The following is a 13,566-nucleotide window of genomic DNA, read 5'->3' on the forward strand; positions in this document are numbered from 1 at the left end:
GGCCTCGAGACCCCAAAAAAATTAAATTCCACACGGATGTGGAATGTACCTTCAAGGAGGAAGAATAACAATGAGAATTAACCACAATATTGCTGCTATGAACACACACCGCCAATTGAATGGTGCAACTGGCGCACAATCCAAATCCATGGAGAAGCTGTCTTCCGGTCTTCGTATTAACCGTGCAGGCGATGATGCTGCAGGTCTCGCAATCTCCGAAAAAATGCGCGGCCAAATCCGCGGTTTGGACATGGCTTCCAAGAATGCTCAAGACGGCATCTCTTTGATCCAAACAGCTGAAGGTGCGTTGAACGAAACTCACTCCATCCTGCAACGTATGCGTGAGCTGGCAGTTCAATCTTCAAGCGATACGAACACGGATACAGATCGTAAAGAGCTTCAAAAAGAAGTAGATCAGTTGGTTCAAGAAATCGATCGGATTGCTAATACTACTGAGTTCAACACCAAGAAATTGTTGAATGGCGATTTGAAAGGCGTAAGCGATATCGCGGAATCTGCGACATTCAATGAAGTTTCAGATAAGGCTATCTTTAGTGCTATTTCAGCTGGTACTACTATTACTGAAGATAATACTTACAACGTGAAGATCACGTCTGCAACCACTGGTGGCGTTTATACACTATCTTACACTGACGCTTCGGGCGTAACTGCTACTGTAACAACTAGTGGCGGTGGTGCAGTCACTATTGGTGATGCTTCTATTACTCTTGGTACCTTGAGCACTGGTTCCATCGGTGCGGAAGCAACTCTCACAACGCGCCAAGCTGTAGCATCGCTTTCCGATAACTCTTTAACTTATCAAATTGGTGCTAACTCTTCGCAAACGATGCATGTAGCGATTGAGAAAATGGACGCAGCTGCCCTTCATGTGGATGGTGTCAATATTAGTAGTTCACAAGCAGCAGAGGCTGCCATTTCCGCGGTTAACAAGGCTATTGAAGATGTCTCTGCACAACGTTCTAAGCTGGGTGCGTTCCAGAACCGTTTGGAGCATACTATCAATAACTTGGGTGCATCGTCCGAAAACTTGTCAGCTGCTGAGTCCCGCGTTCGCGACGTAGACATGGCGAAAGAAATGATGGAATCGACAAAAAATGGTATTCTTTCCCAAGCTGCACAAGCGATGCTTGCTCAAGCAAACCAACAACCACAAGGCGTGCTTCAATTACTTCGTTAATTGAAGATCAGGTAAAATAAAATAATGAGGCCGGCTAATCCAATTAGTCGGCCTTTTTTAAAGGGGAGATTTTATGTTTTCCGATTTAATTGAACTAAAGGTTTCATTTAAAACTTTAACGCAAAATTTAATTTCTCGTATAGAGCCGATATGTCTGGATTTAGAATACGGGAGCGGGATAGAGCGATTAACCTTTTGGTTGGAGGATTTATCAGTTTTTACGGAAACGGTCATGATTTTGATTAAAAATGATATTATTGATTTAGATATTGAACTGTTTAATGAAAAGGCAGAAATGTTGCTTGATAAAGTGGAGCAAAAAGATCTTTTGTTTATTTCCGATCTCTTAAGGCATGAGTTAAAGCCACTATTATCATACTGGGATGAGTGTATAACAAATGATTAAAAAAATAAGTATTTGTATGATCGTTAAAGACGAGGAAAAGAATCTACGGAGATGTTTAGACAGCTTACAGTCTTTGCTTGAACAAGATTATACAGAACTGATAATTGTCGATACAGGTTCAACGGATAGTACGGTTGATATCGCAAGAGATTATACAGAAAATGTATATTTACATCAGTGGAATGGAAACTTCTCCGATATGAGGAATATTTCTATTTCTTATGCCACAGGAGAATGGATTTTCATCATGGATGCTGATGAAGAGTTGGAAACACCGAGTGAACTTATTTCTCTACTAAATAATCCAAAGTTAAAACAATATAATACCATCAGAATCAGAGAAAAAAATTTACTATCACTAAAATTGAATAAATACGTTTTCCATGTTCAAGAACGATTATTTCGTAATGATGGAGCGTTTAAATATAAAGGTACTATCCACAATCAGCCAGTATATAAACATCCGGTATTAACAGAAGAGATATGGCTAATGCATTATGGATATATTAATGAAGATAAGGATTTGATGGAAAAAAAGTTTAAACGTACAGCCAGCATGCTCAAGAAGGAGCTTGAACAAGATTCTGAACATGTTTATTACCGCTTTCAATTAGCGCGTTCGTATATGATGCACGGGGACGAAGTATTGGCTTTGGAGGAAATTACAAAGGCATACGAATCGATGAAAAAACAGTCTAAAGAGCTGTTGATTCAGAGATACTATGTTTTCGGTGAATATGCACGTATGTCACTGAGCGTCAAAAAATATGAACAAGTGATTGAAATTTGTAAGGAAGGGTTAGCTTATAATCAGAATTACCTTGATTTATACTATTATATGGGATATGCCCATTTATCTTTAGAGCAGCGCGAAGAAGGTATCGGTCATTTAGAGCAATACTTTCATTTCTACGATAAATATAACAAAAATGAATTAGATTTATCGAATTTTACAGCCGTTGAAATGTATACATTAGATGAGTATGCTTACCAAAATACATTAGATCGAGTTATCTCCACTTTTTATAAAGACAAATCATTAGTTCGAAACAGCGATAGCTATCAACGATGGCTAAATAAGCTCCAGAACAAAACAATGATACAGAAGTTGTCAGCCCAATTGTTTTTTATTATAAATGACTATAATAAATTATTGGATTTATATCACGATGTAGATGAAAAAGATCGTTTTCCATTTATTAATTTTTTAGAGTCTCTAAAAAACGATCTAGAAGAAGAGGAAAAGAAGGTTGTAGAACTTGCATTCTCTAACAACGAGGATGCATATGGACTATTAAATCGTATTCGTCTGAATGAAGCTAGGAGTAAATTACTTGTAGAATTTATCAATCAGTATAAAATTACTGACTTTGTCGATGAAGTGATAATAGAATTTACAAAGTACTTAATAGAAAGTAATTTATTGATTCGATTTTTCAAGAGGTTAGACAGTATAACAATTAAGAAAATTGTTAAAGTATTAATTGATAAAGAAGATAAAAATGATTATTTTTTAGAAAGTTTGCGCATAGATTATAAGTTTAATGATTTTCAAAATAATAGGGTGTTTGTAGCCGTAGCAAGCGTCATACTTTTATCTATCATTGAAAATGAAGGAAATAAGATAAACATAAATAATGAATTAATGGATATATTTAATGACTACATCAATAAAGGGATCGAGTATATCCAATACGTTTATAACATAGAACGAATTCGTTTGATTTATAGTACATTAACAAATAAAGAAGAACAGTTCTTTGCTATATTGTATATGGCTAATAGTAGTCTCCAAAATGGAGATGTTCGAAATTATCAAAAGTATATTTTAGAAGCAACCAATGTGTATCCGTATTTATCGAAAATGCTCAAAGTCTATGTTTCTAATATTTTAGAACTTAATATAATTGGAAAAACGTAAACTAACTATTGGGAGAAATCGTATGAATGACAACTCAGAATTAGATCTAATGAGGCAGAAGATAGAAAAGCTTATTAATCAAGGATTTATCAAGGAAGCAAGCGATGTATTAAATAAATACGAACATCTCTTTGAGGAAAACAAATGGTTTCTTGCTACGAAGTCAGTTATTTATATGTTAAATGGAGAAATAGAGTCAGCGGAAAGAATATTGAAAAGTGCGATTATAAAGTATCCATTTAATGCTGATACTTTATTCAATTTGGCCTATTTATACGAGCAGAAACAGGATTATCAATTAGCATATGATTATTATTTAGACGCTGAATTTGTATTAAGCCCTGCAGAAAAGGAAAATGCAAGGCAAGCAGCTAAAAAGTTAAAATCAATATGTTACGATCTGATTAGTAAACAAAAAATTGCTATATTTGTAAAGCCAGGGTTAGATAACTTTATAGATGATATCGTTGCTGAATTAGCAACCGATTATAGAGTAAGAAAGATCTTAGTTAACTCCTACGATCAAATCGATCAAGGAATGGAATGGGCAGATATTTGCTGGTTTGAATGGTGCGATGAACTTGTTATTTACGGCAGTAAAAAAGAGAAAAGTTTGAATCAGAAAATCATTTGTCGTCTCCATAGTTATGAAGCTTTTTCACCTTATATAAAACAGGTGAATTGGCCTAACGTCGATAAAGTTATTTTCGTCGCAGAACATATAAAGCAATATGTTCTTGGACAGGAACCATCTTTACAGGAGAATCAATCAATAGTAATACCTAACGGAATTAATATTAATAAATTCACTTATAAAGAGCGTGAGAAGGGCTACAATATTGCCTACGTAGGATATATTAATTATAAAAAAGGCCCAATGTTACTGCTCCAAGCTTTCAAAGCTATCTATGATCATGACTCACGGTATAAATTGTATATAGCCGGAGAATTCCAGGATCCCAGATATGTCCTTTATTTTAAACAAATGATTGAGGAAATGGGTCTTCAACATAATATATATTTCGATGGATGGCAAAATGATATTAACCAATGGCTAGAGGATAAGCATTATATTATTTCAACCAGTGTATTAGAAAGTCAGCATCTTTCTATAATGGAAGCGATGGCAAAAGGAATTAAGCCATTAGTTCATAATTTTGTTGGTGCCAAGAAGGTATATCATGAAAGCTATGTGTGGAATACCACTGTCGATCTGATAAAAATTCTTGAACAAAGTTATGACCCTAGAAGTTATCATGAATTTATTAATATTAATTATAATTCCAATAGTCAACTACATACGTTGTTGCATTTGATGAAGCAAATAACCCAAAAAAAAATTCCGCGAGTATTGCCGTTGGTTACAGTTGGTGTAATTAATTACAACTATAAACATTTTCTTGATGATTGTTTAAATTCTATTTTGAATCAGACCTATCATAACTTAGATATATTAATTATTGATGACTGTTCAACTGACGGATCTATTGGAACGATTAATGAACTTCAAAAAAAACATTCCAATGTTAGAACAATTTTTCATGAAAAAAATGTTGGACATGCGATCAAAGCTATTCAGGAGATTATTGAATATTCAGTTGGAGATTTTATCTTAATGGTAAGTGCTGATGACTTCTTTGCAAAAAGAACTGCAATTGAGGAATATGTTAATGAGTTATTAAAAAATCCCGAAATTGACTATGTATATGGTAACTTACAAGTAGTCGATGAAGAAAAAAAACCGATCGAGCTTTGGGAGTATAATGATTATTTGTCTGATGAAATTGTAAAGTTAGTTTTTGAAAGAGGCGGTTCAGGTGTAATACCAATGACTGCAGGAATATATAGATCACGTTTTTATAAATCTAATAAAGCTAATTGGATCCATAATGAGGAAGATTTGGTTGGAGCAGATACCTACAATTCGCTTGTAAATGCAAAAAGGGGTTGGAAAACGAAGTACATTAATAAAACCCTATATAGTTATCGTAGACATGAAAAAAATATGAGTACAAATGGTTTGAAGAAAAGAATTAATTCTTTGGTTATTTCATTAGAGTATATAGTAAATAACTTTAGTGAACGAATTTATTTATCCGAGGTTGATTGGGATAGTATAGATAGTTCAATATGCAACCTTATTAAGGACTATCAAATTGGATTAAATTATTACAAATGGTTTGAATATTATCATTCAAACGGATTTAAACTTGCAGGTCAAGAAATGTCTTATGATAAAAAAAATATTCTTGATAGTTTAAACCCATTGCTAGAGCTGAGTGAAAAATATATAAAACAATCGTTAGATCCCCAAAATCCTTATTATGAGAACAGTAAGCGTTTATTAGAAAATATAGAAGTATACTTACATTAAACAATAATTATCGGCACTATTTATGATCAATTCTTAACACACTTAGTTTTCTAATTAAAATTTACGGGGACAAACATTATGAAGTATTGGCAAAGTGAAGGAACAGGACGAGATTTTGAAAATAAACTAAAGAGTTGCGGAGAAAATGTTATTATTGAGGATGGGGTTAGAATATTTCATCCTGAAAGAGTGTCTATAGGTAACAATGTATACATAGGGCACGATACCATTTTAAAAGGTTATTACAAACACGACCTTATTATTGAAGATAATACATGGATCGGGCAAATGTGCTTTATTCATGGTGCTGGCGGGGTAAAGATAGGGAAAAATGTCGGAATCGGGCCAGGTGTAAAAATACATGCTGCTTCCCATATAGAAAGTACCGAAACTATATTGTTTAGCCCCTTAGAATTCAAGGAAATAATTATAAGTGATGGGTGCAATATTGGTATAGGGGCAGTAATTTTGCCAGGTGTACGGGTGGGGGAAAATGTTAAGATTGGAGCTAATGCAGTTGTTAATAGGTCCATTCCGGATAACGTCACAGCTGTGGGGGTTCCTGCTAAGGTTATTAAGAAAAGAGATTGATATGGATAAGTTTGATAATATCTTTTTTACTGGTTATTCGGGCTTTTTAGGCCAGGATATCCTAAAATACTTGATGCTAAAGCAGAGTATCAATAACAAAATTACTCTAATGGGTAGAAATTGTATTGGTACCTATAATAGATGGATACATTTAGACTTTATGCAGGAGTTACCTTCCATTCCAAGTATGGAAGGGGAGAATATCTTGATTCATTATTCAGCGCTTTTGCCGAATAACAACAATCAAGAGTATACTCTTTTCATGGAGAATGAAAAGAGATTTCTAGAAAAGTGCTATGATAGTGGTATTACAGATATAGTATACGCTTCTACTGGTGGAGTATATGGTTTTTCATTGAGAAGCAATTGCGAAGAAAGCTCTGTTAATCCTTCAGAGATCTACTCGAAGTATAAAAGAGATATTGAAAAACTAATAATTAACTTGTGGCCGAATAATCACCTAATACTTCGCTATTTTTTTCCGTTTGGTGAAGGTCAGAAGAGACCTAGATTATTCCCCAACATAATAAATAAAATATTGGTTAATGACGAGATAGAGATAAACGGGGAGCGATCTGGGCTTAGATTTAATCCGGTTTATATTAACGATGCAACAGAAGCGGTTTACCGATTAATAATGGCTGGTAATAAAGGGACTTATAACATAGCGGGTAGAGAGGAAATATCTTTAATTGAGTTAGTGGAAAAACTCTCTAATCTATTAAATAGAAATCCTCGAATCTTTTTTTCAAATCAAGAAGATATGGCACTAGTGGGATCCATTGATAAAACCCTAAGTGTCAATAATATGCTGTTTAGTACACCGTTTGATGAAGCGCTCATAAAAACAGTGTCAAACCGAAGCGTTTGAATGTAATGTAAATAAATTACTCGAACTAGACTTTATACAAGTTTCTTTTGAGTAACTTAATTAAAACTAAAGGGGCTGTCCCAAAAGCCATGAATAAAGGCAAAGGGATTAGCCCTTGTTCTTGTTTCTGTAAAACAAAAAGAAACCAATCCTTGGTAAATGGGAGTCGAGCAACCATTAAAAAAGGAGGGTTTCTTTTGTACACTCAAGATACCATGGACCAACTCAGTAGCACCAGTGAGAAACTGGAGTCCCAGTAAAGCAATTAGAAGAGAAACTTAAGCAAACACCCAAAGACAGCTTTTGAAGAGCGCCGTGTGACAACTCTGCAAGGCCCTGCTCCCACGGCTTCAAAACATACGATTTAGCAGAAATAAATTCTAGGTGACCGTAACAGTAACAGCTTCTGCATCTAGCACTACTTTGCCATTTTCACTGTAAATGGCGAAGTGCCAAAGAAGTCTGCTGTTTTTAATATCCCCTCCTCTAAATCTACTTTTGCCTCGAACCCTAACAATTCTAGTGCCTTTGCAGTACTTGGAATTCTTAATTCTATATCAGCAGAAAGCTTTGGTATAAACTTAATTTTCGATCTGGAGTTCAATACACGAATAACAGTGTTGGCTAATCCATATATCGTTGTAACCGTTCTTGAATTACCTATATTGAATGATTCCCCCACAGCGTTAGGTGAAGCTAGACAATGAATCACTCCGTCTACCATATCATTCACATAACACCATGCTCTGATTTGTGTTCCGTCACCATGGATGGTAATGTCCTCATTTTTTAATGCTTGTATAATAAATGTCTTTAAAGCACCCTCCCCAATTTGACCTGGACCATAAACATTGAATGGACGTACGGTCACCGTGGGCAATCCCTTTTCTTTAAAGTAAGCATACGCTAAATGTTCTTCAGCTAGCTTACTAACAGCATAGGTCCATCTAGCTTCGCCGACAGCCCCTAATACTGCTGGGCTCGTTTCGTTGGACTGAAAAGCGATTTGCCCAAATACTTCGCTTGTGCTGAAGCAAACCACGCGTTTGCAATTATATAATTCACTGGCAGCCTCTAATAAATTAGCTGATCCGACCATATTCACTTGCATAGTTGTAATGGGGCTTTTGACCACGGTGTCAATTCCTGCTATGCCGGCACAATGAATGACATAGGTTGCACCCCGTATACTTTCTTTCAAATGAGGCAAATCCAATATGTTTCCTTCAATAAGTATAAGATTACGATGATTATAAAAAGGCTTATCCTTGATAGAGTTACGGGAAAAATTATCATAAATGATTACTTTATTGTTGTTTACTAATAATCCTGCCAGTGTCGATCCTATGAAACCTGCTCCACCTGTAATAAAAATGGTTTCATTAGTTATGTTATCTGCAATATGCTTCATTATGAACAACCTTTCCCTTAGGAGTACCATCAAGTTAATTATTGGTTACTTAGTATAGTATATCGGCAAATTCCATGTTTTTTTGTAGACAAAGGTAGTAGAATTATCCCCGTAAAAAATTAACAATCTAATTCTTATTCCAATGTACAAGTAGGTGGTTCCTTTCATATAACTCTAAACTATAATCACTCATTAACCGATACTAATGATATAAATCATCCAAAGAAAGCGATCTGATAACATGAGCTTAATTGACAAAATTCAATCTAAACATGCTAAAATCGGTGTCATCGGGCTCGGTTATGTCGGGCTGCCTTTAGCGGTAGAGAAAGCTAAGGTAGGGTTTCATGTTATCGGTTTTGATATTCAGCAAAAACGTGTTGATCTCGTGAACCAGGGGATTAATTATATCGGCGACGTGGTAGAAGATGAACTGCGAACGCTTGTACAAGAGAAGCGGATTCAGGCTACAACAGATTATAGCTTGATGGCAGATGTGGACGTGGTTGCTATATGCGTGCCGACGCCCCTAGACGATTACCAACAGCCGGATATAAGCTATGTCAAGACATCCGCCGAATCGATTGCGCTACAATTACGTCCAGGGATGTTGGTAGTGCTCGAGAGTACAACCTATCCGGGGACGACGGAGGAAGTTGTTAAGCCGATCTTGGAAAGCACTGGCCTTGTATGCGGCCAAGACTTTCATCTGGCGTATTCTCCTGAGCGTGTGGACCCGGGAAATAAGCACTTTAATACGAAAAATACGCCGAAGGTAGTCGGAGGCATTACAGCGGGTTGTACTGAAGTTGCAGCTGCGTTATACGAGCAGGTGTTGGAAGGGAAAGTCCATACAGTGTCTAGCCCTGCTGTGGCCGAGATGGAAAAAATACTTGAAAATACGTTTCGTAATATCAATATCGCGCTTGCTAATGAAATGGCGATTTTATGTGACCGTATGGGGATCGATGTATGGGAAGTCATTGACGCGGCGAAAACGAAGCCCTATGGATTTATGGCCTTTTATCCGGGGCCCGGGTTGGGCGGGCACTGTATACCTGTGGATCCGTGGTATTTGACGTGGAAGGCTAGGGAATATAACTACCATACTAGACTCATCGAAATTGCAGGTGAAATCAATAACAGTATGCCGGAATTCGTTGTAGAGAGAATTGGGCATATGTTGAATGAAGAAGCCAAGCCGATTAAACATTCCAAGGTACTGCTGCTCGGCGTCGCTTACAAAAAGGATATTGACGATTACCGCGAATCGCCGATATTGGACATTATGGAGATTCTGGAGAGAAAAGGCGCCTGTGTCCGATTCAGCGATCCACATATCCCGGGCTTTTCGTACCGCGGCAAAAGGTTTGAAGGGATATCCTTAACGGATGAAGCGATATCCGCGGCGGACATTGTCGTGATTACGACGGATCATTCAAGTTTTGATTACGAAATGATCGGGCAAAATGCCAAGCTTATCTTTGACACAAGAAATGCAATGAAAGATGTACCTGTGAGCAACAAACTCTATCGATTATAGAAGGTGTATTATGAAAAAAGTAGCGGTTGTCGGAGCCGGACATTGGGGGAAAAACTTAGTTCGAACCTTTTATGAATTAGGAGCTCTCGGCGCAGTAGTAGAGGCAAGTGAGACGCTTCGGGAGATCGTAAAGCAGCAGTATCCGAATGTCCCTGTGTTTGACTCGGTTGACGTCGTTAAAGAGAGTCATTCCATTGACGGTATCGTGATCGCAACGCCTGCTTTCACGCATTATGACCTTGCTAAACAGTGCTTACTTTCGGGCAAAGATGTTTTTATCGAAAAACCGATGACGCTTTCCGGTAAAGACGGAGAGGAGCTCGTAAACACGGCTCGAGAAAATCAACGGATTTTAATGGTGGGTCACCTTCTTATGTATCAACCGGCCATTCAGGAGATGAAACGAGTCATAGATGCCGGAGGAATCGGACGAGTTGTCACGTTGCATCAACAACGGTTGAAGCTGGGGATCGTTCGTTCCGTCGAGAATGTATTATGGAGCTTCGGTGTTCATGATCTGGCCGTTTTCTTATATCTCGTTGGCGAAGAGCCTGTCGATATGAATTGTACGGGGCAAAATATTATACAACCTTCTATCGAAGATGACGTTTACTTGCATTTGACGTTTCCGAATGGCGTAAAGGCGCATTTGCATACTTCCTGGTTATATCCGGAGGTGGTACGCAAGCTGACCATTATCGGTACGGAAGGCATGCTTGTCTATGATGAGCTAGCCCAGTCGGTTGCGCTTCACAAGAAAGGTGTCCGTAAGGATCTGTCTATCTGGGGTGATGGAAGCGAAATTATCTTTCAAGGGGAAAATCAACCTTTGAAAATAGAGTGTGAGCATTTCCTTCACTGCATGGAGACCAGAACAACGCCTATGTCCGATGGGGCAAATGGTGTGGCGGTTTTGAAAATTTTAGAGCGTGCGTCTAATAAAGAGGGAGTATAACATGTCCGACATATATATACATGAATCATCCTATATAGATGAAGGCTCGCAGATCGGAAAGGGAACGAAAATTTGGCATTTTTCTCACGTCATGCCCGGAGCAAAAATTGGGGAGCGCTGCAATCTTGGGCAAAACGTATTTATTGCGAATGGTGTGGTTATCGGAAATAATGTAAAAATCCAGAACAACGTGTCTGTGTATGAAGGCGTTGTGCTGGAAGACGATGTGTTTTGCGGTCCAAGCATGGTATTTACGAATGTGAAAACCCCTCGTTCGGCTTTTCCTAGAAATACAAGTGACGATTATAACATAACAAGGGTAAAAAAAGGGGCGTCCATTGGAGCAAACGCGACGATTGTCTGCGGCGTAACGATTGGGGAGTGTGCCATGGTTGCCGCGGGCGCCGTCGTTACAAAAGATGTCCCCGCCTATGCGTTGTTTGCCGGAGTACCGGCAAAGCAGATGGGCTGGGTTTGTGCTTGCGGTGAAGTATTAAAGATCGCTGAAGCTCACTCCAGCTGCCCTCGGTGTGATCGCCAGTATGATTTGCAGAACGGACATCTACAAGAGCGAGTTGGAAAAGGAGTCAGTCAGACATGATTAACATTCCGATCTTTGATGCTTCGGCAGAAGTAGTAAGCATTCATGAAGAAGTACTGGAATCGATAAAGGATGTATTATTTTCCGGTCAATTCATCTTAGGTCCGAACGTGAACAAGTTGGAACAAGAGTTGGCCGCTTATTTAGGGGTAAAGTATGCATATGGCGTCAATTCCGGTACGGACGCGCTTGTCATTGGGCTGCGTGCAGCAGGAATCGGCAGCGGAGACAAAGTCATTACGACGCCGTTCACGTTTTTCGCTACGTCTGAAGCTATTCATCAGGTAGGGGCGGAGCCTATCTTTGTCGATATTGATCCGAAGACGTTTAATATGGACGTTAACAAGCTTGAAGAAGTGATTACTCCGGATACGAAGGCCATTCTGCCCGTTCATTTGTTTGGTCAAGCGTGCGATATGGATCCATTGCTGGTACTCGCCCAAAAGCATAACCTTAAAATCATCGAGGATGTAGCTCAAGGCTTTGGAGGAGAATATAAAGGAAAAAAATTAGGAAGTATCGGCGATGTGGGCTGTTTTTCTTTCTTCCCGACGAAGAATCTCGGTGCATATGGCGATGGTGGATTAATTACAACCAATGACGAAGAAACAGCTAGACTTATACGGATGCTGCGAGCGCATGGTTCGGAGAAAAAATACCACAATGAAATGTTTGGTTACAATTCACGCTTGGATGAACTGCATGCTTCTATATTACGAGTGAAATTGCCTAAGGTGGATGACTGGAACCAAAAAAGAAGGGACATTGCTGCGCGGTATCATACAGAATTTGCGGGGATCAATGGAATTAGTTTGCCGAGTGAACAAGATGGAACCTCACACGTTTTTCATCAATATACGATCCGTGTATTAGAGGGTAAACGTGATTCGTTAAAGCAGTACTTAGCAGACAAAGGAATCGGATCTATGGTTTATTATCCGGTTCCGCTGCATAAACTGCCTGTTTATCAAGGTTCAAACTGGACCTTTGAATTTGCTGAGAAAGCAGCAGAGGAAGTGCTCAGTCTTCCCATGTGGCCATTGATGCCGGAAAAGGTTCAAGCAGAGGTCGTTAAGGCAATTCAAGAGTATTTTGTATAATTTTAGATGAAAGAATGGGATTCCGGCAGTGGCTGGAGTCTCTTCTTTTTAATTGGTTACCGATGAAAATATTGGAATTCCATTAAATATTCCTAACAGAACAGCCTGGAAATTCCGATATATAGGGTAACAAATCGTGATGGAGGATTTCTTGAATGGATTTTTCTTCGATAGGAGCCAACCCGTTTTCTTCATATGAGCGCCAAGGAAGCGACGAGTCCGTAAGAAAAGCCCAAGGAGATCAAGCTATAGACCCGGGATTCAATAATAGTTCCATTCTCCAATCGGTTCAATCGGCGGACCAAATCAAACAGCTACAACTGCAAGGAGAGAAGATTGGCATTAGTGAAGAGCAGCTGATTAAAGCCATTGAAAAAGCCGTTAAGGCTGTGCAAGGACCGGCGACCCAACTGGAATTCTCTTTCCACAAACCAACGAAGCAAATTATGGTCAAGGTGTTGGAAAAGGATACGGGGAAATTGATTCGTGAGGTGCCTCCGGAGAAAACGTTAGATTTTATCGCAAGCATTTGGAAGCAGGCCGGCATATTTGTCGATGAGAAAAGGTAGTTTATACCGCAAATAGACAGGGGGTA

At 38.4% G+C, this 13,566-nt stretch carries 12 protein-coding genes; 11 read left to right on the forward strand and 1 reads right to left on the reverse strand.

The annotated features are described in order from the left end of the window. Positions 1 to 70: 70 nt before the first annotated feature. The 6 genes from ACFQI7_RS29645 to ACFQI7_RS29670 all read left to right on the forward strand — a co-directional run bounded on the left by ACFQI7_RS29645 (position 71) and on the right by ACFQI7_RS29670 (position 7,361). Positions 71 to 1,198 carry a flagellin N-terminal helical domain-containing protein gene (locus ACFQI7_RS29645; RefSeq protein ID WP_218102305.1) on the forward strand — a complete coding sequence of 376 codons (1,128 nt, stop codon included), beginning with the start codon at positions 71 to 73 and terminating at the stop codon, positions 1,196 to 1,198. Between the two features lie 73 nt (positions 1,199 to 1,271). Next, positions 1,272 to 1,604 carry a hypothetical protein gene (locus ACFQI7_RS29650; protein WP_218102304.1) on the forward strand — a complete coding sequence of 111 codons (333 nt, stop codon included), beginning with the start codon at positions 1,272 to 1,274 and terminating at the stop codon, positions 1,602 to 1,604. Next, positions 1,597 to 3,525, forward strand: a complete 1,929-nt coding sequence (locus tag ACFQI7_RS29655; RefSeq protein WP_377518064.1) for a glycosyltransferase — start codon at positions 1,597 to 1,599, stop codon at positions 3,523 to 3,525. Before ACFQI7_RS29650 ends, ACFQI7_RS29655 begins: the two co-directional genes overlap by 8 nt. A 22-nt stretch (positions 3,526 to 3,547) precedes the next feature. Then, entirely contained in the window at positions 3,548 to 5,899 is a 2,352-nt protein-coding gene (locus ACFQI7_RS29660; protein ID WP_377518066.1) for a glycosyltransferase, read from the forward strand. Positions 5,900 to 5,977: 78 nt separating this feature from the next. Next, entirely contained in the window at positions 5,978 to 6,490 is a 513-nt protein-coding gene (locus ACFQI7_RS29665; protein WP_218102512.1) for an acyltransferase, read from the forward strand. A gap of 1 nt (position 6,491) precedes the next feature. After that, positions 6,492 to 7,361 carry an NAD-dependent epimerase/dehydratase family protein gene (locus ACFQI7_RS29670; RefSeq protein ID WP_218102511.1) on the forward strand — a complete coding sequence of 290 codons (870 nt, stop codon included), beginning with the start codon at positions 6,492 to 6,494 and terminating at the stop codon, positions 7,359 to 7,361. A gap of 418 nt (positions 7,362 to 7,779) precedes the next feature. Here the strand turns inward: ACFQI7_RS29670 and ACFQI7_RS29675 are convergent, their stop codons facing one another. After that, the gene (locus ACFQI7_RS29675) at positions 7,780 to 8,772 is read right to left on the reverse strand and encodes an NAD-dependent epimerase/dehydratase family protein (protein ID WP_218102510.1); all 993 of its coding nucleotides are present in this window, start codon (positions 8,770 to 8,772) and stop codon (positions 7,780 to 7,782) included. 241 nt (positions 8,773 to 9,013) lie between these two features. On the opposite strand from ACFQI7_RS29675, the gene ACFQI7_RS29680 reads away from it, so the two are divergent. The 5 genes from ACFQI7_RS29680 to ACFQI7_RS29700 all read left to right on the forward strand — a co-directional run bounded on the left by ACFQI7_RS29680 (position 9,014) and on the right by ACFQI7_RS29700 (position 13,540). Then, a complete protein-coding gene (locus ACFQI7_RS29680) occupies positions 9,014 to 10,315 on the forward strand; it encodes a nucleotide sugar dehydrogenase (RefSeq protein WP_218102509.1) in 1,302 nt (433 codons plus the stop codon). Between the two features lie 10 nt (positions 10,316 to 10,325). Continuing rightward, positions 10,326 to 11,270 (forward strand): Gfo/Idh/MocA family protein, encoded by a 945-nt coding sequence (locus ACFQI7_RS29685; RefSeq protein ID WP_218102508.1) that lies wholly within the window; start codon positions 10,326 to 10,328, stop codon positions 11,268 to 11,270. Between the two features lies 1 nt (position 11,271). After that, positions 11,272 to 11,871 (forward strand): acyltransferase, encoded by a 600-nt coding sequence (locus ACFQI7_RS29690; protein WP_218102507.1) that lies wholly within the window; start codon positions 11,272 to 11,274, stop codon positions 11,869 to 11,871. Further along, positions 11,868 to 12,971 carry a DegT/DnrJ/EryC1/StrS family aminotransferase gene (locus tag ACFQI7_RS29695; RefSeq protein ID WP_218102506.1) on the forward strand — a complete coding sequence of 368 codons (1,104 nt, stop codon included), beginning with the start codon at positions 11,868 to 11,870 and terminating at the stop codon, positions 12,969 to 12,971. The genes ACFQI7_RS29690 and ACFQI7_RS29695 overlap by 4 nt, the downstream gene beginning before the upstream one ends. Positions 12,972 to 13,126: 155 nt before the next feature. Then, the gene (locus ACFQI7_RS29700; RefSeq protein ID WP_218102505.1) at positions 13,127 to 13,540 is read left to right on the forward strand and encodes a flagellar protein FlaG; all 414 of its coding nucleotides are present in this window, start codon (positions 13,127 to 13,129) and stop codon (positions 13,538 to 13,540) included. The last annotated feature ends 26 nt before the right edge of the window (positions 13,541 to 13,566 follow it).

Origin of the sequence: Paenibacillus allorhizosphaerae (assembly GCF_042659105.1) — a bacterium.
In the GTDB taxonomy this organism is placed as follows: Bacteria; Bacillota; Bacilli; order Paenibacillales; family NBRC-103111; genus Paenibacillus_G; species Paenibacillus_G allorhizosphaerae.